This is a genomic window from Mesorhizobium sp. Primo-A, from assembly GCF_003997175.1.
GTDB lineage: Bacteria > Pseudomonadota > Alphaproteobacteria > Rhizobiales > Rhizobiaceae > Mesorhizobium > Mesorhizobium ciceri.
The window spans coordinates 245,634-270,399 of sequence record NZ_RZTG01000007.1; the positions used below are offsets into that span (position 1 = coordinate 245,634).

At 59.6% G+C, this 24,766-nt stretch carries 20 protein-coding genes; 12 read left to right on the plus strand and 8 right to left on the minus strand.

Going from position 1 to position 24,766, the window contains the following annotated elements:
- The first annotated feature begins 34 nt into the window (after positions 1-34).
- From EOC83_RS15170 to EOC83_RS15225, 10 genes are all read left to right on the plus strand, one after another.
- Entirely contained in the window at positions 35-736 is a 702-nt protein-coding gene (locus tag EOC83_RS15170) for a GntR family transcriptional regulator (RefSeq protein ID WP_013533133.1), read from the plus strand.
- Between the two features lie 11 nt (positions 737-747).
- Positions 748-2,340, plus strand: coding sequence for a sugar ABC transporter ATP-binding protein (locus tag EOC83_RS15175; RefSeq protein WP_063167483.1), 1,593 nt, complete (start codon positions 748-750; stop codon positions 2,338-2,340).
- Positions 2,328-3,326: an ABC transporter permease gene (locus EOC83_RS15180; protein ID WP_024502420.1), complete on the plus strand. Its 999-nt coding sequence runs from the start codon at positions 2,328-2,330 to the stop codon at positions 3,324-3,326. Before EOC83_RS15175 ends, EOC83_RS15180 begins: the two co-directional genes overlap by 13 nt.
- Before the next feature lie 54 nt (positions 3,327-3,380).
- Positions 3,381-4,331, plus strand: a complete 951-nt coding sequence (locus EOC83_RS15185; protein ID WP_063167484.1) for a substrate-binding domain-containing protein — start codon at positions 3,381-3,383, stop codon at positions 4,329-4,331.
- 72 nt (positions 4,332-4,403) lie between these two features.
- Entirely contained in the window at positions 4,404-4,997 is a 594-nt protein-coding gene (locus tag EOC83_RS15190; RefSeq protein WP_013533129.1) for a DJ-1/PfpI family protein, read from the plus strand.
- Between the two features lie 1,436 nt (positions 4,998-6,433).
- Entirely contained in the window at positions 6,434-9,028 is a 2,595-nt protein-coding gene (locus EOC83_RS15205; RefSeq protein WP_082826410.1) for an AMP-binding protein, read from the plus strand.
- Positions 9,028-10,008: an NAD(+) synthase gene (gene nadE / locus EOC83_RS15210; protein ID WP_272482884.1), complete on the plus strand. Its 981-nt coding sequence runs from the start codon at positions 9,028-9,030 to the stop codon at positions 10,006-10,008. The genes EOC83_RS15205 and nadE overlap by 1 nt, the downstream gene beginning before the upstream one ends.
- Positions 10,009-10,011: 3 nt before the next feature.
- Entirely contained in the window at positions 10,012-12,033 is a 2,022-nt protein-coding gene (asnB, locus tag EOC83_RS15215) for an asparagine synthase (glutamine-hydrolyzing) (RefSeq protein WP_063167487.1), read from the plus strand.
- Positions 12,030-13,583, plus strand: a complete 1,554-nt coding sequence (locus EOC83_RS15220) for a class I adenylate-forming enzyme family protein (protein WP_063167488.1) — start codon at positions 12,030-12,032, stop codon at positions 13,581-13,583. Before asnB ends, EOC83_RS15220 begins: the two co-directional genes overlap by 4 nt.
- A 39-nt stretch (positions 13,584-13,622) precedes the next feature.
- Positions 13,623-13,889: an acyl carrier protein gene (locus EOC83_RS15225; protein WP_013533122.1), complete on the plus strand. Its 267-nt coding sequence runs from the start codon at positions 13,623-13,625 to the stop codon at positions 13,887-13,889.
- A 59-nt stretch (positions 13,890-13,948) separates the two neighbouring features.
- Here EOC83_RS15225 and EOC83_RS15230 read toward each other — a convergent pair whose 3' ends face one another.
- The 7 genes from EOC83_RS15230 to EOC83_RS15260 form a co-directional block, all read right to left on the minus strand.
- Positions 13,949-14,641 (minus strand): class I SAM-dependent methyltransferase, encoded by a 693-nt coding sequence (locus tag EOC83_RS15230; RefSeq protein ID WP_164745784.1) that lies wholly within the window; start codon positions 14,639-14,641, stop codon positions 13,949-13,951.
- Positions 14,642-14,751: 110 nt separating this feature from the next.
- Positions 14,752-16,014 carry a polysaccharide biosynthesis/export family protein gene (locus EOC83_RS15235; RefSeq protein WP_063167489.1) on the minus strand — a complete coding sequence of 421 codons (1,263 nt, stop codon included), beginning with the start codon at positions 16,012-16,014 and terminating at the stop codon, positions 14,752-14,754.
- A 16-nt stretch (positions 16,015-16,030) separates the two neighbouring features.
- Positions 16,031-17,260 (minus strand): hypothetical protein, encoded by a 1,230-nt coding sequence (locus EOC83_RS15240; RefSeq protein WP_027163967.1) that lies wholly within the window; start codon positions 17,258-17,260, stop codon positions 16,031-16,033.
- Positions 17,257-18,261, minus strand: coding sequence for an SDR family NAD(P)-dependent oxidoreductase (locus EOC83_RS15245; RefSeq protein ID WP_063167490.1), 1,005 nt, complete (start codon positions 18,259-18,261; stop codon positions 17,257-17,259). Before EOC83_RS15245 ends, EOC83_RS15240 begins: the two co-directional genes overlap by 4 nt.
- Positions 18,262-18,348: 87 nt before the next feature.
- Entirely contained in the window at positions 18,349-19,023 is a 675-nt protein-coding gene (locus tag EOC83_RS15250; protein WP_013533117.1) for a sugar transferase, read from the minus strand.
- Entirely contained in the window at positions 19,020-20,156 is a 1,137-nt protein-coding gene (locus EOC83_RS15255; RefSeq protein WP_013533116.1) for a DegT/DnrJ/EryC1/StrS aminotransferase family protein, read from the minus strand. Before EOC83_RS15255 ends, EOC83_RS15250 begins: the two co-directional genes overlap by 4 nt.
- Positions 20,157-20,195: 39 nt before the next feature.
- Complete coding sequence (locus tag EOC83_RS15260) at positions 20,196-20,918, minus strand: sugar phosphate nucleotidyltransferase (RefSeq protein ID WP_013533115.1); 723 nt, start codon at positions 20,916-20,918, stop codon at positions 20,196-20,198.
- A 480-nt stretch (positions 20,919-21,398) separates the two neighbouring features.
- On the opposite strand from EOC83_RS15260, the gene EOC83_RS15265 reads away from it, so the two are divergent.
- Positions 21,399-22,073, plus strand: a complete 675-nt coding sequence (locus EOC83_RS15265; protein ID WP_063170174.1) for a response regulator transcription factor — start codon at positions 21,399-21,401, stop codon at positions 22,071-22,073.
- On the opposite strand, the gene EOC83_RS15270 is transcribed toward EOC83_RS15265, so the two are convergent.
- Complete coding sequence (locus EOC83_RS15270) at positions 22,066-23,808, minus strand: PAS domain-containing protein (protein ID WP_063167491.1); 1,743 nt, start codon at positions 23,806-23,808, stop codon at positions 22,066-22,068. The genes EOC83_RS15265 and EOC83_RS15270 overlap by 8 nt on opposite strands.
- A gap of 213 nt (positions 23,809-24,021) precedes the next feature.
- Between EOC83_RS15270 and EOC83_RS15275 the strand changes: the two genes are divergently transcribed.
- Positions 24,022-24,729 (plus strand): helix-turn-helix transcriptional regulator, encoded by a 708-nt coding sequence (locus tag EOC83_RS15275; protein ID WP_024502429.1) that lies wholly within the window; start codon positions 24,022-24,024, stop codon positions 24,727-24,729.
- The last annotated feature ends 37 nt before the right edge of the window (positions 24,730-24,766 follow it).

The following is a 24,766-nucleotide window of genomic DNA, read 5'->3' on the forward strand; positions in this document are numbered from 1 at the left end:
CGTGTTAGCAGTCCTCACTGTCAAGAGGCAAAATATGCAGACCGCAAACTTACCCGACCCAAGCGACGCCAGCATTGGAGCTGGTCGCATCCAGCGCGCCAACAGTCTCGTCGAAGATGTCTATGAAGCCATCTTCGCGCAGTTGATGGCGCTGAAGATCCCCCCCGGCTCGCGCATCACAGTCGACAGCTTGGTCAAGGAATTCAACGTCTCGCACACGCCGATCCGGGAAGCCCTCGGACGGCTCGAAGGCGAAGGCCTGGTGCTCAAGACGCATCTGATCGGTTATCGTGCCGCGCCCCAGATCACCCGGCGCCGTTTCGACGAATTATACGAGATGCGTCTGCTGCTCGAGCCGCATGGCGCCGCAAAGGCCGCCGCAACGATGGACGACGCCAAGCTCGATCTGTTGCTCGAAGCTGCCGGCGTGATGTCACGCCGCGAAGGCAAGGATGATCGCGTGCGCTATTCGAATTTCGCCAGACAGGATGCGATCTTCCACGACAAGATCATGGAGTTTTCTCAAAACGAACTCATCCGTGAGACGTTGAGCCACCAGCACACGCACTTCCACATCTTCCGCCTGATGTTCCATGCACGCGTGACCGAGGAGGCGCTTGACGAACACGAGGCGATCCTTGCCGCGTTCGGCTCGGCCGATCCCGATGCCGCCGAAAAGGCGATGCGCATCCATATCGAGCACTCGCGCGATCGCCTGCTCCCGGCATTCGATTGAGGTCGGAACGGATGTCCATTGCCGCGAATATCGCCGGGGAGGGCGGGAGCACGTTGTCCAGCGAAGCGCCTGGTTCGCTTGAACCGGTGCTGCGCGCCCAGGAATTGTCCAAGCAATACGGCCCAGTGACGGTGCTGTCGGACGTCACCCTGGACGTCCTGCCGGGAGAGATCCATGCCATCATTGGCGAGAACGGTGCCGGCAAGTCGACGTTGATGCGGCTGCTGTCCGGCTATGTCGAGCCAAGCCACGGCACGTTGTCGATGAACGGACACGCGGTGAAATTTGCCAAGCCTGCCCAAGCACAGGATGCCGGTATCGCTTTGGTTCATCAGGAGATCCTGCTCGCCGAGGGGCTCACGGTCACCGACAATCTGTTTCTTGGGCGAGAGCTTTCGCGTGGCCATGTCGTGGATGACCGCACCATGCGCCGGCTGGCAACCGAGAAACTGGCGCAGATCGGCTGCGCGGTCTCGCCAAGGGCACTGGTGCGCGACGTTTCGCTGGCAGACCGGCAGATGGTGCAGATCGCTCGCGCCCTGCTTGACGACCACAAGGTGGTTATCTTCGACGAGCCGACCGCCGTTCTGACCGGTGGCGAGGTCGAGCGCCTGCTGGAGATCGTCCTGCAACTCAAGGCTCACGGCACCGCCGTGCTCTATATCAGCCACCGGTTGGATGAGGTGCAGCGGGTCGCAGACAAAGTGACCGTTCTGCGCGACGGCAAGATGGTCGGCACCTATCCCGGCAAGACGCTGAGCCAGATGGACATGGCGCGGCTGATGGTCGGGCGCGAACTGGCAGCGCTCTATCCTGAGAGAACCGCAGCGCCTTCGGATGTACCGATGCTGAGCGTGAGGAACGCCTCCGTTCCCGGCTATGTGGAGGACGTGTCGTTCACGGTCCACAAGGGCGAGATCCTGGGGTTCGCCGGTATGGTCGGCGCAGGCCGAACCGAACTCTTCGAGGGCATTATCGGCTTGCGCCCGGCAGTTGCCAAGATCGAACTTGAGGGCAAGTCGGTCCATTTCCAATCGCCGCGCGCGGCGATCGACGCCGGCGTCGGTTACCTGACCGAGGATCGCAAGGGCAAGGGACTGCTGCTGCAAGAGCACTTGGCGCCTAACCTGACGCTGTCGGCGCTCGATGTGTTCCATCCCGGCCTCTCGATGGGTCGGCGCCGCGAAGCGCAAGCCCTGGAACAGGCCGTGGAGACATATGACATCAGGCTGAAGAGCCTCGGCGCCAAAGCGGCCCAGCTTTCCGGGGGCAATCAGCAGAAGCTGCTGCTGGCGAAGGTGCTGCTGACCGATCCTTCGGTGGTCATTATCGACGAGCCCACGCGTGGCATCGACATCGCCAACAAGGCGCAGATCTATGCCTTCATCCAGGAGCTTGTGGCCAAGGGCAAGGCCTGCATCGTCATCTCTTCGGAGATGCAGGAATTGATCGGCATCTGCGACCGCATCCTGGTGATGCGCGAAGGCCGCATCACCGGCGAGGTCAGTGGCGCCGAAATGACCGAAAGCAATGTGGCGGTACTGGCGACCAGTGGCCCCAAGCCAGGGCCAAAAGCCAAGGGAGGCACAAAATGGCTGTCATGAGCGAATCCGCACCCAGGCGTCGCCCCCTCGATCTCAACATCAGTTGGACCGATATCGGGCCTTTTCTTGCGCTGGCAGCTCTGCTGGTGGCCGGTTACCTCATCAACCCCGATTTCCTGTCCGCCACCAACCTCGCCAACGTCATCACCCGCAGCGCCTTCATCGCCATTATCGCGGTCGGCGCGACATTTGTGATCTCGTCGGGGGGGCTCGATCTTTCCGTCGGCTCGATGGCCGCCTTCATCACCGGCATCACCATCATGTTCATGAACGCGGTGGCGCCGCATGCCGGCATCTGGGCTATTCCCGCCGGTATGGCGGTTGCGATCCTGGTCGGCCTCCTGTGCGGGCTTGCCAACGGGCTCATCGTCACGGTCGGCAGGATCGAACCGTTTATCGCCACGCTGGGCACGATGGGGATTTTCCGGGCGCTGATAACCTATCTGACCGATGGCGGCACGATACCGATCGACAGGTCGTTGCGCGAGGCCTACCGGCCTGTCTATTTCGGCACGGTCGGCGGGATCCCGGTTCCAATCCTCATATCCGTCGCAGTCGCCGCGGTCGCATCCTTCATCCTTTACAAGATGAAATATGGGCGCAAATGTGCGGCGGTCGGCGCCAATGAGGATGTCGCCCGTTATTCCGGCATCTCGGTGATCAGGACACGGACCGTGGCCTATATCGTCCAGGGTGTCTGTGTGGCGATTGCCGCGATCTGCTACGTGCCGCGCCTGGGCGCCGCAACGCCGACAACCGGACAGCTTTGGGAACTGCAGGTCATCACCGCCGTGGTGATTGGCGGCACCGCATTGCGCGGCGGCAAGGGCCATGTGTGGGGGACAGTCGCCGGCGCCGTCATCCTGGAACTCATCGCCAATCTCATGGTGCTCTCGGACTTCGTCTCCGAATACCTCGTTGCCGCTGTTCAAGGCGTCATCATCATCATCGCCATGCTCATCCAGCGGTTTTCGAATTCGAAATAGCGCCGCGTCCGGACCACGCGGATTAACGTTCTTGTAGGTCCAAGGGAGAAGACAATGTTCAGTAGAAAATGGATTGCGGCAGCGACACTTGGCGCGCTGCTGCTGGCCGGCCAGGCCATGGCGCAAGACAAGAAGGTCATCGCGGTGTCGATACCGGCCGCTGACCACGGTTGGACAGCGGGCATCGTCTACCACGCACAAGCGGCGGCCAAGGAAATCAACGCCGCGTTCCCGAACGTCGAAGTGGTCGTGAAGACGTCGCCGTCCGCGGCGGAGCAGGTCAGCGCGCTTGAGGACCTGTCGGCCAGCCGCAAGCTGGATGCTCTGGTGATCCTGCCTTACAGCTCGGAAGAGCTGACCCAGCCGGTCAACGCTATCAAGGACATGGGCACGTTCATCACCGTCGTCGATCGGGGTCTGACTGACGCCTCCGTCCAGGATCTCTACCTCGCCGGCGACAATATCGCGGTTGGCACCAACACCGCCAAGTTCATGATCGACAAGCTTGGCGGCAAGGGCGACGTCGTTGTGTTGCGCGGCATTCCGACCGTCATCGACGACGAGCGCATCAAGGGCTTCCAGGACACGATCAAAGGCACTGATCTGAAAGTCCTCGACATCCAGTACGCGCATTGGAACAGCGACGAAGCCTTCAAGCTGATGCAGGACTATCTGGCCAAGTACCCGCATATCGATGCGGTGTGGGCCAATGACGACGACATGCTGCTTGGCGTGCTCGAGGCGGTCAAGCAGTCGGGGCGGACCGACATCAAGCTTGCGCTCGGTGGCAACGGCATGAAGGACATCGTCAAGAAAGTGATCGACGGCGACGCCATGACGCCGGTCGAGACGCCATACCCGCCGTCGATGATCAAGACCGCGATCTACATGACAGTCGCCAACCTGATCGGCCAGGCACCCGTCCGTGGCACCGTCAAGCTCGACGCGCCGTTGATCACCCAGGCCAACGCCAAGGAATATTACTTTCCGGATTCGCCATTCTGACCCTATCCGATTTCACAGAAAGGCAGGCGCAGTCTGCGCCTTGCCTAGCTCAAAACACTGAGAGGAAGAACCATGCCAGGCAAAAAGATACTGATGCTGACCGGTGAGTTCACCGAAGAATACGAAATCTTTGTCTATCAGCAAGCGATGGAAGCCGTCGGTCACACCATCCACGTGGTATGCCCGGACAAGAACGCCGGAGATCTGATCAAGACCTCGCTGCACGACTTCGAGGGCGACCAGACCTACACCGAAAAGCTCGGCCATTATGCGCTGATCAACAAGACTTTCTCGGAAGCCGAGAGGCAGCTCGATCAGTATCATGCCGTCTACTGCGCGGGCGGCCGCGGCCCGGAATACATCCGCACCGACAAGCGCGTGCAGGCGATCGTGCGCCATTTCCACGAGGCCAAGAAGCCAATCTTCACCATCTGCCACGGCGTGCAGATCCTGATCGCTGTCGACGGCGTGGTGCGCGGCAAGAAGGTCGCGGCACTCGGCGCCTGCGAGCCGGAGGTGACACTGGCGGGTGGCACCTATATCGACCTGTCGCCGACCGAGGCCTATGTGGACGGGACAATGGTTTCGGCCAAAGGTTGGACGGCGCTTGCTGCGTTCATCCGCGAATGTCTGAAGGTGCTGGGAACGGAAATCCGCCACGCATAAACTTCTGGAACCGACGCATTCGCCAAGGGATGCGTCGGTTCCCTTCAACAGCGCTTCCATATCCATCAACTCGGTCGGGATCGCGGCTTCCGAGCTACGATATAGGCGAGACACTTAAGTATTGCCGCCTGTTGCGCCGCTTTTCGTCCTGCCTGTTCCACTGGTGCTGTTCGACAGGGTCGGCGCGCGGCGTTGTTTCAGCATCCGGATAGGCCGTGTCGTCGACCGTGCGGCCCCGTCGTCCCCCCGAGGCCACCTCGCTCCGGGCTTGCTCATTCGGATTGCAAGCTGCTGACATCAGTCAACGCCTGCAACGGCGCTACGCCACCGGAAATCGGGGTGCGCTTGAGTTCAGGCCCGCGTCAGTAAATCTGGCATCGCGGATAATCCAATAATCTCCCGGCGTCCGGGGCTGGTCATCGGCCTGACGAAAAGAACGGCGTCCAGGAACGATTTCGGCCGGCTGTCGTTGCCTAACATTAGGTATCCCTTATGGACTTTGCGAAATGCCGCTGTGTCAGAATCTATGCCCTCTTGAAATGACGTTCAAATGTCCTCGCTGCGGATTGGCTTTGCTGAAACCCGGGCGCTGGTTCCAGGTTGCGTCCAAATATCGCTGCGAGGGCTGTCACAGCGAAATCCGGATTACGTATCCCGACAAGATTGCACTTTTCCAGAAGTATGCGGATTCGCAGGGCGAGGTCCATCTCCCCCAAAGCATAGCTCAGTCCTGACCAGTCGTTCAGCGGCTAGGCCACGGTCCTGCCAGGAGGGCAGGCGATCTGAAGGCTGACTTCCGGCGGTAGGGTTGCCTGTAGCATGGAACGAAATCCGTTCCCTGCGGTTGGAGTTGTCCAGCTACACGCGATTGAACCGGCCTTGCCCCACAGTCAGGAGCAGTGATGCAAACATACCTGGTGGAACAAATGGAGGGGGATGACGTGGTCGCGGCGAGTAACGTCAATGCGTCCAGCCCGTTCACGGCGGCGACTATGTCAACGGGACGCCAGGTTACCCTGCGGACTTGGGAAAACAATTGGGTTCGTGTAACGGATGAGCTTGGAGGGGAAGTGTTCGCATACTGCTTCGTTTCAAGTACTGGCAAAGCGGATAGCAGCGCGCAGCCCGACACCTCTGTAAGGTAAGGTAGTCCCGCAGCCCGGGCGGGCGCAGGCTGGCCTCTTCATCTTCGAATAATTCAAGCGATTAAGACCGTCTCACGCATCATCCGAATGATTGATGAAAAGATCATGCCGCGGAGCGATAAGCGGCAACAATCCTAGCGTGGGGCCCTTATGTCTCTGGCGCATTTAGAATCTTCGAGGGCGATTCAAACGGTGCAGGCTGACTACCAAGCGGTGGTCCCTTGCCGATGGCTAAAAGCTCCCGATCATGCTCTTGACCATGGCGGGCCTGTTCTACGTCTGCATCAACGGATGGGAACTGGCTTCGCCGACGTTCCTGTCTTTGATCACCTGAGGGAGATCGCCGGGCGTTATTCCGAAAAATTAGCCGCCAGCGACGGCACCAATCGACTGACCTATTCCGAGCTTTTTCGGGCGGTCGAGGCATTGGCCGGCTGGATTGAAGCCGTCGTTCCCGACGGAAATGCGGTTGGAATACTTCAGGCCAACTCGGTCTGGTACACCGTTGCGATGCTGGCCAGCATGGCATCCGGTCGGCCGTCAGTGCCGCTTAACGTGCGAGATCCGGACTCGCGCATCAACGAAATCGTCGCCGACGCGAGGCTCTCCGCCATAATTGGCGACAAAGGCCTCCACGGCCTTGATCTGCCCCAGCACGTTGCCTGGATCGATATGGCGCAATCATTGCAGGCAACGCCCCATCCAGCCGCACACCGTGTGGTTTCTGTCGATGCACCGGCAATCGTGCTTTATACCTCCGGCAGCACGGGCCGCCCCAAGGGGATTGTCAACAGCCAGCGGAACTTGCTGTGCCGAGTGCAGCAATATGTCGATGCGTGCCACATCAATGCACAGGATGTATTCCTGCCTCTGACCGGCCCGGCAACCATCGCCGGCTGTCGGGAAATTCTTGCCGCTCTGCTCACGGGTGCCACGTTGCAGCTTGTGGAGGTTGAAGCCGTCGGCCTGCGCGCGGTTCGCGGCCGCATGCAATCCGAAGGCGTGACGATCACCTATCTGGTGCCGGCATTGCTTCGCGCTCTCTTGGCGGATGAACCCGCGGACGCCTTTGGTTCGCTCAGAGTTGCCCGAATTGGAGGCGAGAAGGTATCTTCGGCCGACATCCGCCTCGTGCGCAAGGCTGTCCCGCCAAATTGCCTGGTGCAGATCGGCTATTCATCGACGGAAACGACGGGATCGCAGTGGTTCTTGCCGCACGATTGGCCGGAATTCGATTCTTCGGCTCCCGTCGGCTGGCTGCTTCCGGGAATCAGCTTCGCAGTGGTCGATGAAGAGGGTTACCCGGTTCAGCCCGGCAAGATCGGAGAACTGTTGATCAGAAGCCCGTATGTCGCGCTTGGACATTGGGAAAACGGGGCCGTTGTTCCGTTTGAAGTAGACCCCGACGACCAGACGCTTCGCATCTTTGCGACGGGCGATCTTGTGCAAATCGGGAGTGACGGCCTGCTGCGGATCATAGGCCGCAAAGGGCGCCAGATAAAGGTCAATGGGCGGCGCGTTGAGCCGGCCGAACTCGAACGGGTGCTGCGTGGCGCGCCGTCGGTGAAGGATGCCGTGGTTATCGTCACCCCGGCGAATGAACTGGTTGCATTCGCCGTACCGCACAGCGGAGCGGGAGCCAGTTTTTGCGACGAGCTGCGCCAACTTGCCAGGACAAAATTGCCGCCGGCGCTTTGCCCGTTGCGACTCCATGCAAGCGCCGAGATACCGCGACTGCCCAGCGGAAAGATCGATATGACAACGCTGGCTGCAATTGACCTTTCGGTTCGGGAAACCACGCCCCCACCGCAAATACCCCATGCGGGACATGAAGTTCCTGCTCATCAGATCGTACGGCGTGCCTGGACCAAGGTCCTCAAGACGCGGGTCGCCCTGGGCTGTTGGGATGAAGCGGGGGGAGATTCGCTGAAGCTGCTGCACTGCGTCATGGAAATCGAAAGCGCGATCGGGCAGGAGCTCGGATTGGAAGCCTTCACGGTTGGAATGAGCTTCGATGAGATGGTTGCAGCGGTCATTTCTGCTCAAGGAGGCGGCGAGCACGCGCCCGCTTGGAAACACGAGCCTCCGCTGCTTTTCCTTTTCCCCGGGTCGGTCGGCTATGGTCCGAGCCTTGCTTCGTTCGCATCGGCAATAAGCAAGGTCGCCAGGGTGTCTCCCATCAGATATCCGGCCCTGGGCATGATCCTGCAAGGTCAGAACACCGTCGCCGCAATGGTCGAAGCTGCAATCGATCATATCAACCGCGTACAGCCGACCGGCTGTGTTCGCCTGCTTGGTCACTCGCTCGGAGGAGCGGTTGCTTTTGAGGTTGCCGCGCGTCTGCTTGATCAAGGGCGAGCGGTAGCGTTCACGGGCATTCTGGATACCAGCCTGGTTGGCGAACGCAGCAAGCGTTGGGAGACGATTACCCGGACATTTCACCGGATCCGAACCAATCGTATATCGGCTAGTCGAGTGGCATGCCGCGCGCTTGCCAAGGTCGCGGTCAAAATGCACTGCGAATCCCGGCTTGCCAGCTTCCTCGATCGCTATGCCGAGGGTCAGTTCAACCCGACGAGCTTCAGAACCAAACTGGAACTGCAGGAAGTTCTGCGCGCGCGCGCCTTCTTCCAGTGGCTCACAGAACCCAGGCCGATACTGCCGATCACCGGCACCTTGTTCCGTTGCGCGCGGCCCGGAATGCCGCTTGCACTTGGGTGGGATCGGGCATTCGTCCATCTGGACGTCATTCCGATCGCCGGCACTCACATCGACATGGTCGTGGAGCCTCATCTGACCATCAATCGCCCGCTCATCGAAAACGCTGTGACTGAGACCTACTCTTCAATCGAGTCACAGAAACGGGAGGCAGTGTCATCGACCTGATCGGGGAATTCAGCAGCGGTGTGCTGGCGCTCGATGCCCGGCTGGAGATCGATCGCATCGTCGAGACCTTGCGCGAACAGGTTCTCGGCACACAACGGCGCCGCGGAGTGGTTGTCGGGCTCTCCGGAGGCATCGACAGTTCGGTCGTCGCAACGGTCTGCGCACGCGCGTTCGGCAGGGACAAGGTACTGGGCCTGTTCATGCCGGAGCGCGATTCATCCGGCGACTCGCTGAGGCTTGGCCGCAGCGTCGCCGGGCAGCTTGGCATCGACACAATCCTTGAAGATATCCAGCCGGCGCTCGAGGGCATCGGTGCCTACGCCCGACAGATGGAGGCCATCCGAACTGCCGTCCCTGGATATGGCGAAGGCTGGAAATGCAAGCTGGTCATGGCATCGGTGCTGGAGAGCAGCGGCCTTAATATCACGCGCCTCACCGTCGAGGATCCGGACGGAAAGATCGACACCGTGCGTCTTTCGCCGGCGGCTTACCTGCAGATCGTCGCTGCAACCAACTACAAGCAGCGGGTTCGCAAGATGACTGAATACTATCATGCGGACCGCCTCAACTATGCAGTGGCAGGCACGCCAAACCGGCTCGAATATGACCAAGGCTTCTTCGTCAAGCAGGGCGACGGCGTCGCCGACGTGATGCCGATCGTCCATCTCTACAAGACCCAGGTTTATCAGCTGGCGGAATATCTCGGGATTGACGAGGAGGTCCGAATGAGGCCGCCGACCACGGACACGTTTTCCATGGCGCAAACCCAGGAGGAGTTCTACTTCGCCTTGCCCTATCAGCTGATGGATTTGTGCCTCTACGGCATGAATCACGGAATTTCGGCCGGCGTGGTTGCCGCCGCCGCCGGCCTGACGGCCGAGCAGGTCGAGAAGGTCTATAAGGATATCGTCAGCAAACGCCGCGCCGCCCGCTACCTTCACGCACGGCCGCAGCTGTCCGCTGCGATGGACAGGGATTGACCCATGTGCGGTATCGCCGGAATTGTGGCGCTGAACGCGGCTGCGGAGCCTCCTTCACGAGCCGCGCTTCTACGAATGGCAGCCGCGCTCTCCCATCGAGGCCCGGACGAGAGCGGCGTTTACCGCGACAGGCGGGCGGGGCTGGCGCATACCCGTCTGTCGGTCATCGATCTCTCGACCGGACAGCAGCCCCTCGCCGACACCGGCGATACCACCTGGATCGTGTTCAACGGCGAGATCTTCAACTACATCGAGCTGCGTGAACAACTCACGGCGCTGGGGCATCGTTTCCGCACCCGCAGCGATACCGAGGTCATCGTGCACGCCTACCGCGCCTGGGGCGTGGCCGCGTTCGAGAGGCTAAACGGGCAGTGGGCACTCGCCATCTGGGATTCGCTGACAGGCCGCCTCGTCCTGTCGCGCGACCGGTTCGGCATCTGCCCGCTGCATTTGTGCGAACATGCTGGCCGCCTTCACTTCGCCAGCGAAGTGAAGGCCATTTTCGCAGCCGACCCGGCGATACCGCGGGCCTTCGATCCGGCGGGGATAGACCAGACTTTCACGCTGTGGACGGTCGTACCGCCGCAAGGCGTATTTCAGGGAGTGAAGGAACTTACCCCCGGCCATGTACGCATCTACGACAATGGCAGCGTTCGTGAGCACGCTTTCTGGAAACCTTGCTATCCCGAGATCGCGGACCAGGCCCATGGCACCTTCACCGGCTCACTGGACGATGCGGTGGACGAAGTGCGTAGCGCCTTGCAGGCCGCGACGGCGCTTAGAATGGTCAAGGCGGATGTGCCGGTTGGCTGCTACCTTTCCGGCGGGCTCGACAGCTCACTTGTCGCCATGCTCGGTAGGCGCTTCGCCGGCGCGCCATTCCAGACCTTCTCGTTGCGTTTTGCTGACGCCGAATATGATGAAACCCGTTACCAGCGGCTGGTTGCAAGTGCGAGCGGCGGCGAGCACCACGAGGTGATGGTTTCGCGCGGTGATATTGCCGAGGTTTTCCCAGATGTGATCCGTCACGCCGAGTGTCCGATTCTCAGGACCGCGCCGGCGCCGTTGTTCCTTCTCTCGAGGCTGGTGCGCGAACATGGCATCAAGGTCGTCCTGACCGGCGAGGGCGCCGACGAGATGTTTGCCGGCTACGACCTGTTCCGTGAAGGCAAGGTCCGCCGTTTCTGGGGGCGGCAGCCCGCATCCGCCCGACGCGCGCGACTGCTGGAACGGCTCTACCCCTATCTGAGCCGGTCGCCCGTCAAGCAGCAGGCGATGGCGCGCCAGTTCTTCGGACACGGTATCCATGCATTTGGCGCGCCCGGCTTCGCGCATGACACCCGCTGGCGCACCACCAGCGCCATCAAACGGCTGTTCTCGGCCGACATGCATGCCGAAGCGGCGCGTCACGACGTGGTGGCGGACCTGCTTGGCCACCTGCCCGAAGAGTTTCCACGATGGGGTCCTCTCGCGCAGGACCAGTATCTTGAGATCAGGACGCTGATGTCGGGCTACCTGCTCTCCTCGCAGGGTGACAGGATGCTGATGGCCCATTCTGTCGAGGGGCGCTTCCCGTTCCTGGACGACAGGCTCGTGGCGTTGGCGAATTCGCTCCCGCCCGACTACAAGCTGCGCATTCTGGATGAGAAACACGTGCTGAAGCGTGTGGCGAAATCGATCGTGCCCGCGGAAGTCGTGGCCCGCAAGAAGCAACCCTACCGGGCGCCCAACGCACTTTGCTTCACGGGCGATGGCGCACCCGCCTATGTCCGCGAAGCACTCTCCGAGACTGCCCTGCGCGCGGCGAATGTCTTTGATCCGAACTCGGTCGCGCGCCTGCTGGACAAATGCGCTGCCAAGACCGGCGATGGGGATCTGTCCAACTCGGACAACATGGCGTTGGTCGGCGTGCTGTCGACGCAGCTCCTCCATCAGCAGTTTGTCGCTAGCCGCCCATCGAGCGCGCATGCGGTCGACCTCAGGATAGACGTCGATCACCTGCACAGGGAAGAGGTGCTGGTATGATGCATGGCGCCGTACCTCTGCTGGACGATTACCTCAGCCATTCGGCCGAACGGCTCGGCGACAAGATAGCGCTGGTGTGCGGCGAGCACCGGCTCACCTATGACGAGCTTGAGACACGCTCCAGCGCGGTCGCCCGTCATCTCGTCACGTCCGGGGTCGCCCCCGGTGACCGCGTTATGATCTTCGCCGACAACACCGTCGAGACCGTGGTCAGCTTCTGGGCGGTTCTCAAGGCGAGCGCCGTTGTGTGCGTCGTCAATCCGCTCACCAAGAGCGACAAGCTGGGGTATTTGCTCAACGATTGCCTTCCGGCAGCATTGATCACCGACAAACATTTGCAGCCGGTCTTTGCTGAGCCGGCGCGTAACTGTCCGTCGCTGCGGCGGCTCATCGTCTCCGGTCAGGTGGACGACGCCGAGCTCCGGGGATTGCCGCATGCCGTGCGCTGGGATGAGGCGGCTGCCGGCCACGGCAAAGCGCCGCCCCGCCGCCGCATCGATATCGATCTCGCAGCCATCATCTACACGTCGGGCTCGACCGGCGAACCCAAAGGCGTGATGCTGACACACAGGAACATGATGACAGCCTGCACGTCTATCGCCTCGTACCTTGAGCTTGGCGAAGACGACGTGATCCTCAATGTCTTGCCCCTGGCCTTCGACTACGGCCTCTATCAGATGATAATGGCATTCCGTACCGGGGCGCGGTTGGTCCTCGAGCGCTCGTTTGCCTTCCCCGCACAGATACTTGCGATCATCGAAAGGGAGAGAGTTACAGGCTTTCCCGGCGTGCCGACCATCTTTGCCGCGCTGTCGGATCTCAGGACGCTGAAGGCAAATGATTTTGCAAGCATAAGGTATGTCACGAATACGGCGGCAGCCCTGCCGCTTAAGCACATTCGCCTGCTCCAGGAACTGTTTGCCGCCGCCCGCATCTATTCGATGTACGGCCTGACCGAATGCAAACGCTGCACCTATCTTCCGCCGGACGATCTTGCCCGAAAACCGTTGAGCGTGGGGATCGCCATCCCGAACACCGAAATGTGGATTGTCGATGAGGATGACCGAAGGGTTGGTCCCAATGTCGTCGGCCAGTTGGTCATCCGCGGGGCAACGGTCATGAAGGGCTACTGGGGTAAGCCGGAGGCTACCGCGAAGAAGCTCAAGCCAGGTCCTTTGCCCGGCGAGCAGGTTCTGTACACCGGCGACTACTGCCGAATGGACGAGGAAGGCTACCTCTATTTTGTCGGCCGCAGCGATGAGATCATAAAATCGCGGGGAGAAAAGGTGGCGCCTAGGGAAGTCGAAAACGTGCTGATGGAAATCCCGGGAGTACGGGAAGCCGCGGTTGTCGGAGTACCTGATGACCTGCTGGGGCAAGCAGTGAAAGCGTTTGTCGTCATGGAGCAAGGAACGATCATGGGCGAAAAGCAGCTGCGGATGGAATGTCAGAAGCGATTGGAAAACTTCATGATTCCGAAGTCCATCCAAATTGTGTCCAGTCTGCCGATGACGGACACGGGCAAGCTCAAGAAAATGGCGCTGTCATAAAGCAATTTACGGAAATTATTTGGATCGGAGGCCAATTCAATGCTGAGCACGAACAACAGAATTGACACCTACAGCGATCAAATCCGCGCCTTTCTGGCGTCAAACTTCTACGTAGCCGACCCGCGTGCGCTGGAAGTTGAAACGTCGTTGCTCGATCAGGGCATCATAGACTCGACTGGAGTGCTTGAAGTTATCGGATTCGTCGAGGAGACATTCGGCATCACTGTCGAGGACAGTGAACTTCTGCCGGAGAATTTCGATTCCATCCAGGGAATTGCACGTTACGTGGTCAGCAAGGAAAACTGATCGCCGGGCTACGGCTTGAGGGCGTCGTCCCAACCGGGCGCGCAAACCCATGGCGCGGCTCACGCTGGCGCTTTGGCCCGTGCACAAACCACCCTGGCTTCACCGGCTTTGTTCGCAACCGTGCGAATGCTCTCATAGGCTTTGGAACGCTCAACCAAACTCATGACCTGCCGGTCCTGGCCAAGCCCGACCTCGAAAAGCAGCATGCCACCTTGCCGCAGATAATGCTGCGCCTCCTTGATCACCCGCATATGAATGCTCAGGCCGTAAGGCCCGGCAGCGAACGCCTCACGGGGTTCAAGTTCCATCAGATGCGCGCGGTCGTTTTCGAGCCGCTTCTCCGAGATGTAAGGCGGGTTGCAGACGACCAGATCGATCGTACCTTCGAGCTCCAGACCCGAGAAGGAATTGAAGAGGTCGCCCTGTAGCACCGAAATACGTCCGGCCAGGCCAAGATGGGCAACGTTCCGGCAGGTGGTTTCGACGCAGCTGTCAGTAAGATCGCTCGCCCAGACGCGCGCGGTGGGGACCTTGTATCCAATGGCGCAGGCGAGATTGCCCGCCCCGCAGCACATGTCCACGACACGCGGTACCGGCCTGTTAAGTTCACGAAGCACATTGAGGGCGGTGCTGCCGAGCAGTTCCGTCTCCGGGCGAGGGACGAGCACGCCGGGCGCGACAACCAACTTCAGCCCCATGAAGTCGGTGCGGCCGGTGCTGTAGGCGCTGGCGACATCTATTTCACCAATCACGGCAAACCCGCTTTCTTGATTTCCCAATGTTGATTTCTCAGGCGCCCGGTCTTCATGCCATGGGCGAGCCATCAGCAACGTCGTTCCCGGCTCGGTTCACGTCCGCGCAACTACTGGATCGCCGCGCTCTGCAGTTCGCTGCTGAACCTCACCTCGATGGTGTCTCCAGGCGCAACCTCGGTGTCCTGGTCGACCGGTCGACCTCTTGACGCGTCGCCGGCCCCGCCGGTTATTGTGATCCGCGCCTGAAAGGTTTCGCCGGCGACGGGCAGTGGAAGCGCGGACGCCCCTGATGGCTGAAGCTTCTGGCTGGCTGCGTGGAGCCTTGCAGTGGTCTCGGCGAGGCGAAGGTCGGTGTCCCTCAATTCGTTCAGAAGGCCGATCCTTCTTTGATTTTCATTGCGTTCCTGCTGCCTGACGGAGTCTTCCTGCTGGCGCCGCGTTCTCATCAGTTCGACTGAGGTCTCGAGCGCCCGGCTCGACGACATCAGCACGGCACGCCTGACGTCGGCGAGCCTGCTGTTGGTCAGGTTGCCCGATTCGAACGATTTGGTGACCCGCGCAAGATCGTCCTCATCCTGTTTCACCGCGGCCGCTTCCGTCTGCTCGCGCTTGAGCAGAACCTCGACCTGAGCCTCGGCATCCTTGGCGGTCTTGTCGAGATAGCTTTGCTCCTGCTGAAAATTGTTCAGCGAAATCTTGAGGCCCTCCGCTTCCGCCTGCGCGACCGCCGATATCAATGCATTCGACAGGGGCGAGCCTTGCGGCGGTTGCATGTCAAATTCTGCCTGGTTCTGAAGTTCGGCGCGGATGCGCGCGCCATGAAAGTAGTCCCTGATGTAGTCCCCCCAGATCGACTCGTAGTCGCGTCGCAGATCAACGGGATCAGGTCCGCTTTGGCTTGCCCGAGACCGCAGGAGACTAAAACCGCCGGCGACGGCAATTGCCTGTCGGACAGTCATGAGTGGCCGGTAAGTCTGCTGCCCTGGTGTCAGCACATCGCCAGTCACATAGATCGGACGGTACTCCGCGATCACGGCCGTGACGTCGCTCGGCTTGATGACGATCATTTGCTCCCGTCCATCAGGTAGGCGCTGATGGACTATCTTGGTTGGCAGCACCGCCTCCATGCGCGTCTGCAATTCTGCCGGCGTCAGCCCGCCAACCGGGATCATCCCGAACTCGGGCAGCGCGATCGAGCCATCCATTTGCACGATCGCGCGTTGCGTTCGCTCCGCTATGGAGGCTATTCCTATCTCCACCGTATCGCCGGGCGACAGCTTATAGGCCACCGGCGCTTCAGCCGCGGCTGCGATATCCAGGGCCAGGCAACCGGCAAGGGCTGCAAAGAAAATTCGGCTAACGAAGGCCATCGATGGCAATCTCCCTTTAATTCAGGCCCGGCTGCTGCGGCCAATCGAGATGGGCGACGAATTCGTAGACCGGCCCACCAGGCACCCCCCAATTGCTCGACCAGATCACTTGCGACCCATCAGGGGAGGGTGAGGCATGTGTCTCGCTCCAATAGTCGAACGGAGCGTTTCGCGTCTGCACGATGCGTCGCACCTCCTGACGACCGTCGACACGCAGCGCGATCACTTCGCGCGTGTATGGCGCCCAGTCCGGGTGGCTCCGAACCTCATCGGGATTGCCCCCGTAACTTATAAACGCCCATTCGGGCCTGTCCAAAGCACGCAGCGACGTATGCTCGGCCTCACCGTACTTCGTGAGCGACGTGACCTTTCCATCGGACAACCGACGCTTGATCACCTGATATTTGTCCGGAGCGGATTTGCTGGTTCCGACGTAAATTTCGCTGCCATCCGCATCGAGAGTCAAATCGCCATGGCCGGGCCGATGATGATCCTTCCACGTTTGGCGCAGGGTCCCGTCGACTGCGAAAATGGCTCGCTGTTCGGTGCCGTCGACCAGATTTTGGAAACACAGGATGTTCTCTCCGAGCGGAGAAATGGTGCAGGAGCTGGTCGTTCCGGCAACCTGGGCGAGATCGATGTCCGGGTATTTCAGACGCCGGTCGATGTCGTATGCGAAGACGACAGCAGCTCCATCATTGCGGGTCGCGCGTACGGCAATGCGGTTGCCGTCACGACTAGGATTTCCCTTGGACGGGCCGAATTCGAGATCCCGATATTTCGTTGCGGCATACACTATGTCCTCACGATTGGTGCGGGGCGCCCAGGTCGATATCTTTTGACCATCGACACAGATCATCATCTCCGCGTTTCGAGGGCGCCATTCGCACTCACCCGACTTGTTGCGATGAAACAAAGGGAGGTAGGTTTTCCCGTCGAGGAAACACATGCCGTTGCAGCCGTTCATGAGGACGAGGAGGCTCTGATCCGCATTCCAGGCTTGCGCGCTCGAGTAGCGATGACTGCAATATATTTTGCCGCAGACAATTCCGCTGCCAAGCGCTCCGGGCTGAGTGATCCGAGTAAAGCGGATCCCTGTCGCCGGATCAGTTGCAGGTTTCAGATAAGCGGGCAGATCCATTGCCGGCTCCGTGCCTGCCGCACCGCTCGGCCGGTTTCCGGCTGTGTGCAGCGCCAGCAGAGCGGCCATCAACAGCAAAGCTGGTATGAGCCGCGGAAAGGTCATGTCATGTAGCTCATTTCGCGTCGGACGCGGCCTTCGCTGAGGCGCGAGCGCCACCACTCGATGGTCTTTTCCAGACCATCACGCAAGCTCGTATGTGCCCGCCATCCGACTTTACTTTCAAGGTTCGAGGAATCGGCGAGCAACGCGCGAACCTCGGAGTTTTGCGGCCGCATCCGGCTTTCATCTCGACGAACTGGTTTCCTGGTGCCACTCAACTCGAGCACCAACTCCAAAACGTCCGAGACACTGACGGCGCGCTGGCTGCCTGCATTGTAGGCATGGCCAAATTCAAGCTCGGCCGCCCCTGCCGCCACAAATGCCGCAGCAGTGTCCTCCACAAAGGTAAGGTCGCGGATAGGGCTGGTGTCGCCGACCATGATCGCCGGACAGTTCTCGTCCAGAGCCTGCCTTATGATGGTCGGCACGATGGCCCGCTCGCTCTGGCGCGGCCCGTATGTATTGAACGGTCGCAGGATGACCACCGGCACATCGAAGGACCTGGCATAGGACGCCGCCATCATGTCTGCGCCGATCTTGGATGCAGAGTAGGGGGACTGTCCCTGCAGTGGGTGGGATTCGTCGATCGGCATGGTCAGAGCGGTGCCATAAACCTCGCTCGTGGACGTATGCACAATGCGTTCGGTTTCCCAGTGGCGTGCCGCTTCGAGGACATTCACGGTGCCCAGCACATTGGTTTCCACATAGGATTGGGCAGCCGCGTAGGAGTAGGGAATCGCAATCAGCGCAGCCAGATGAAACACCGCCGCCTGGCCGCGCACGATCCGGTTGATGAACGCGCTGTCACGAACATCCCCACGAATGCATTGCAGCTGGCTTCGAACGTGGTCGGGTAAATCGTCCAGCCAGCCATGGCTGTCGAACGAGTTGTAGAGGGCCAGTGCCGTGACATCGGCGCCTTCGTGCACCAGCGCTTCCGTGAGGTGGGATCCGATAAATCCATCCGCACCCGTGACCAGGACCTTCCTGCCGTGATAGCTCACGACTGCGCACTCCTTTGATCGTGTGAGCTGACAAACTGGCGAACGAACAACGATCCATTCATGCCAAACTCTCCTCACTTTCCAACTCTATCCACTTGCCGCGGGAGGCAGGGACACGCCGAAAACCGCCCTGAAGCCTCGCATTATCCAGACGAGGTCCGATGCAATCGTGCGCCGCGGATAATAGGCGAGGTCGATCGTTGCCTTGGCCGGGAACAGGACCTCTCGATAAAACAGGAGCGGATCAAGGGATGGCGGGTAAAAACAGGCTTCGTGACGGAAGAGAACCTGGGTCGGGCCGAGCAGGCCGGGCTTCCACTGCAGGACGGCTTCATTGCCGCCGCGGAAACAATCGGCGAAGGCAAGGCTTTCCGGCCGCGGGCCGACAATTGCCATGTCTCCCGTAAAAACGTTCCACAGTTGCGGCAACTCATCAAGTTTCGTTGCCGCGAGAAAACGGCCTATCCGCGTCATGCGGCTGTCATCGTTCATGGTCAGCGCAAGGCCGAAAGGATCAGCTGTTGTCTTGAATTTGCGGAACTTGTACATGCGAAATGGTTTTGCGCCGGCACCCAGGCGCGTCTGTGCGAAAAGCACGGGCCAACCACCCTCGACAAAGAGTGCAACAGCAATCAGTAGCATCAGCGGAGCGAGTGCCATTCCCGCTGCTGCGGCGAGGATGATATCCATCGCGCGCCTGGCAATTCCATGGCTGGTGCCAGCTACGGCGGGCCGATGCATCGTCACGTCGAGTGCGTTCATGCCGCGGCTCCCGCGCGCCCGCTGCTTTCAATCGCGGTGGCCAACGCAACAACCACCGACTCGATCGCACTTGCCGTAATTTGCGGGTGTAGTGGAATCGTCAACTCCCGCTGCGCGAAATCCTCGGTCTTCGGCAGATGGATTTCAGTGAACATTTGGCGATAGAGCGTCATCTGGTGCACGGGCGTATAGTGGATTGTGGTCTGTATTCCCTTCGTTCGCAGATGGTCGATCACCGTTTGCCGGTCGACGTCATGTGGCAGGAGGACAGGCATGATGTGATAGGCCGAGGTCCGCGGTTTGCAGAACGGAACTGTCACAGCCGAGCAATAGTCTGCGATCAGACGTCGATAGAGGACGACCAATATGCGCCGGATTTCATTCCATTCCTGCAGGTTCTGAAGCTGGACCAAGCCAATAGCGGCGCGCAATTCATCCATGCGATAATTGAAACCGAGCATCGTCACATCGTATTGCGGCGTGCGGCTGTTCAGCCGCTGATGTGTGCCGCTGGTCATCCCATGTCCGCGAGCCTGGCGGATCGCTTCACGGAGCTGTGCATCCCGGGCGATTACGGCCCCACCTTCCGCGGTGGTCATGTTCTTGTTGCCGTAGAAGCTAAAGGCCGCGGCCGCACCATAAGTCCCCACCTCCTTAAGGCCGGGAGCATGCGCGGCATCCTCGACGATATGCAGTCCTCGCACACGGGCAAATCTCTGCCATTCTTCCCGGTCGGCGAGGTAGCCGGCAAAGTGGACGAGAATGACGGCCTTGGTGCGTCCGGTGCACTTGGCTTCCGCGTCGCTTAGGGACATCAGTGGCACTTCGGCCGACTCTATGTCGACGAATACCGGTGTTGCTCCTACGTAGAGCACTGCATTCGCGGTCGCCACGAAGGTCAGCGAGGGAACCAGAACTTCGTCTCCGGGACCGATCCCAAGTGCATGGAGAATGAGATGCAGGGCGGCGGTGCAAGAGCTGACGGCAACGCAATCGACCGCATCATGCACGGCCGCGAAGGCCTCTTCAAAGGCTCGTACCTGGTCCCCCATCGTCAGCCACCCACTGTCGACAACTTTGGCCAAGGCCGCCTTTTCCGGAAAGCCAAGAATAGGAGCGCTGACCAAGAGCATTACGACCTCCTCATGTTGGCGTGGTCGAGCGTTCAGCCCTCAAGCGGCCGCTGCCGAGACCTCGATCGATGCGGACTGCTCTTCCCAGGCAATGGTTTGTGCGTTTTGAAAATCTTCAACGCGTCCGATATCCAGCCAAAGCCCGTCATGTTTGTAGACGTGCACATTCGTGCCGTTTTGCATCATCTGCAGCATGAGATCGTCGAATCCGAAGGCGATGCCGTCAGGTATAAAACGAAAAACGTCTGGATTCATGCAATATATTCCCATGCTTACCAGATGGGATAGCGTCGGTTTTTCACGAAATACTTGAACGGTATTGTCGACCTCGTCGATGACGCCGAAGTCCATCTTGATGACGCGGGATGCGGTGGCTATGGTGACTGGATCCGTGTGTGTGCGGTGTGATGCCACAAACCGGCTGAGACTGAGATCGGTAAGTACGTCCCCATTGAGAACAATGAACGGCTCGTCCAGTTCCTCCCTGATCAGGGAGAGCGGGCCAATGGTGCCGAGAGGTTCCAGTTCCTGGGTGTAGCGTATCCTTAGATTCCACTGGGATCCGTCCCCGCATACGGTGCGGATCAAGTGCCCCAGATAGCCGGTCGTGACGTAGACTTCCTGAATGCCGTTCCGCCGCAGCCACTTCAAAAGCAATTCAAGAACCGGTCGAGCACCGATCGGCATGAGAGGCTTGGGCAATATGGAAGTGAAAGGCCGAAGGCGTGTTCCCATTCCACCGCACTGAATGACCGCTTTCATCTCGTCCTCCTATTGATACGACTGTCGCGGTGTGATGGGTCCAACCCACCCGGCCGGAAGGTACGCCAGTGTTGGTTTTGCCTCTCCGGAGTGCAGCGATGGTAAGTGGCGCTTAAGAAGGCGTCGTCGTGCATTTGAATGGCACTTTCCCGGCCTTTTGATTCAATATTCCAGTTGGCAGGGCATGGGGGCGGCAGGGCGATCAGAGCTGGGAACTGTTCACATGTCCGGCGCCGGCAACGACCTGCTCGGAAGGGCATCGCTACCGTTCGTACGAAAAAAACACTTCAACATCTGGCCCTGAAATGTGTGCGATTGTAAGCTATATTAGAAGGTTGAAATGTGCCGATGGGCGGCGGCGAGCGTCGACATACGGGGGATCAGCGGGCGGCTGATCTGTGTTGGGTCACCGTACAGTCCATCCAAAGGGAGGTTTCGGCAGCTAGGGACACATGCGGGCTGCCAAAAGGTGGGTGGTTCATGTATCGTATTATCATCGCCGATGATCACGGCTTGTATCGTCGTGGGCTGCGACTGGCTTTGATGGCCGGCATTCCAGACTTGGAAATATTCGAAGCGGCGTGTTTTGATACCGTCATAAGCTTGCTTGAAGATCAGGCGCCTGTTGATCTCGCCATCATCGACCTGAACATGCCGGGACTGTCCGGTCAGGACGACCTTCGCGACGTCTTACCGGCTCATCCCGACACACGGTTTGCAATTGTCTCAGGGACCGATTCACGCGCCGAGATTCTAACTGCCCTCTCGATTGGACTTCATGGCTATATCGTAAAGTCCCAAACGGACGAGGAGGTGGTCCTGGCGGTGAACGAAATCCTGGCTGGCCGCATTTACGTTCCGGCACTTCTTTCACAAAGGTCCAAGGCGTCGGTGCGCCTTCCATCCGAGGCTCCCACGCAAATGCCCCACAGGACCATCAGCGTCAACAATCTGGGCAGGCTTACGTCCAGACAGAAGGAAGTCCTCAGGTTGATGGCTGAAGGTTACTCGAACAAAGAGATTGCCCGCTCTCTTGAAATTGCAGAAGCGACGACGAAGATTCATGCGGCTGCCGTCCTGCGCGAACTTGGGGCACGAAATCGAACGGAAGCCGCGGTTTTGCTGAAGACATGGGCCGCCAGGGACATCAACTAGCGCCGATTGCTTTTGGCGGCAGCCGGACCGAATATTTCAGTCCGTGATCCAGCATCTCAAGCTTGGAAGAGTGGCCCACGATAGGCTCACCGCCGGCTCCGATAATCAACGACCCAAAACCACGCCGAGCCGAGGTGGAGACCCGGCGCTCTCCCGATTCCGACCATTCAAACACTATGTCGGCGCCGGGCTCCTGGGCCACGAATTGCCACACGACCTCGATCCGTCCTGCCGGAGTGCCGAGAGCCCCATGCTTCACGGAATTGGTCGTAAGCTCGTGAACGATCATTGCGAAGCTCTCAGCCGAACCCTCAGCCATTTTTATTTCGGGTCCACTGATCGAAATGTCATGCGTCCCCATATAGGGCTGCAATTCCTGAACGATGAGGTCACGCAGGGAAGCCGACAGGCTGCCATCGCGTGAAAGAAGCAGATGCGTCGCCTGGAGTGCGCCGATCTTTTCGATCAGTGTCTGCTTATAGCTGGCGATATCATTGTCGGGGGCACCAACCATATTCACAAGCGCCGTGATCACCGGAAACAGATTGTTGAGCCTATGGCGCTGTTCAAGCATAGCCCGCTCTCGCTTCTTCGCCGCAGCCCGCAGCAGAATGGTTATGCGCCGATCGGTGAGATCCGCGGCGACTCCTATTCGCTGTGCACGACCGTCGCGCAATTCGTCCCGTCCCCGAAGAGCAATCCAGCGGATATGTCCGCCAGTTCGCCTGATGCGGATCTCAGCGTCATAGTCGGCGCCTGATGCAAGCTCTCCCGGGGCCATCAGATTAGGCAAGTCGGCCGGGTGAACGACCGCAGTCAATTCCTGCAATGGACGGCTCGGCGCGGGTGCCAGCCCCATCATTTCCCAGAACGCGGCTGAGCCCTTCACGGACCCGCTCTCGAAATCTATGCGCCATGTTCCCAACCGGCTTGACGATAGCGCCAGGTCCAACCATTCCTTCTGAGCCCGGAGTGCCTCGCGGGCGGTTCGCTCTCCCGATATGTCGTCCACCACTACAAAAATGCTTTGAGGGAGAGCATCGGCTGGCACGGCCAAAGACAGGGCCAATCTTGTCCACAAAATCGTGCCGTCTCTTCTCAGGAGACGGATCTCCGAGCCAAACGAAGTCGTGTCTTTCAGGCGAGTCAACGCTTCCGCCAAGGTGTGGTTGTCGTCGGGGTGGACGAGTGCGCTGAGCGGCAGACTTGAAAGCTCCTCCTCGACATACCCTGTCATCTCACCAAGACGCTTGTTGGACCGTTGCAACTCTCCGTTCTCATTCATGTTGGCAAAGCCAATGGCGGCACGTTCGAATGCCCAGCGATACCTGTTTTCGGTTGCTTCCAAGGCCGCGAGTCTAGCCTCCGCAACCTGCAAAAGGGTGCGGTAGTCCTGCCTCTGCCGGTGGAAAGTCAGGGCGATCATCCCCCCTGCAACCAGCAGCAGAATGGCTTGAACCCAAAGGCCGACATCGATTGGATGGTGCAGGACATCCCGCGTCAACAAGCCGACGGCAACCATCACAAATGTTGCCGCAAGAGCGATCATGCGATCTTCGAAATATGAGATGGCAATAATGGCGGGAACAAACTCAAAAAAGCCGATGTCGTATGCCACAGAGGTCGGCAGCGCTGTCTCGACTGCAAGTGTCGCTATCAGGAGCGACATCGAGGCAAGGCGGGTCAGCAACTTGCCTGAGCTGTTCGGATGCAAACTGAGCGAATGCAAACGCATGTGCCAGACTATAACCTTCTGACTAGTCCGTCGAGATTAGACCGAAAAGCGTACAGACTAGTCCGACCGCAGGATTGTTCCCCGGGATTGTAGCGCGCATTTTGTCCGATGTCGGGGGCGGATCGGACCGCTACTCTCCAAGCGACCTGACTGACATGTTTAAGGCACCTCCTTTTGACTGGGAGGCGTTGCCGTTTTGCGGGAGGTAAGAAAATGGCACTGGTTGGTAGGCAAGATGATGGAATTCTTGGTCGCCAATATGGAAGTTTCGGGGGAAAGCCTGTCTCCGCCTTGAGAACGCAAGGTGACCATGCTTCCGCTTGGCATCAAGCACCACAACGGTTCGACAGCGTTGCTGTCGAGCCACGGCAGAGCAGCCTTGCATCTGTTGTGAGAATGCTTGATCGCATCGGTTGTGGCTACCTGATCCTGAACAGCGACAGGAAGGTCATGGAGTGGAATTCAGCCGCTCAAAACACCTTGGAGCGCGAAGGCGAGGCAGCCGATACGGCCAGCAAGGTATTTGCTGCGCTGAGACGGCTGATCGCAAACGTGCCGGGCAATTTTTCTCCTGGCACGCTTTCATGGGTGGTGATCCGAGGCATGGGCGACAGGCCCCTGATATTGAACGAGAAGGGCATAGCAACGCCTGACGCGACAAGCATCGTGGCGCTGCTGGATCGTGAAAACAGGTCCGGGCCAAATCCCCAGACGCTGCAAAGAATGTTTGGTCTGACGAGTGCCGAAACGCAGCTCGCACTGCGCTTGGCGCAGGGCGATGCCCCTTTGGAAATAGCCCGCAAGCGGCGCTTGAGCCGGACCACGATAAGGTCGCAGCTGGCGTCGCTGTTCGCCAAGACCGAAACACGGCGACAGGCGGAACTGGTAGCTCTTCTTGGGCGCATATGCGTTTTGCCGTGAGGCAAACGCCTTTACCATGCGCGCGCACAACAGGCTT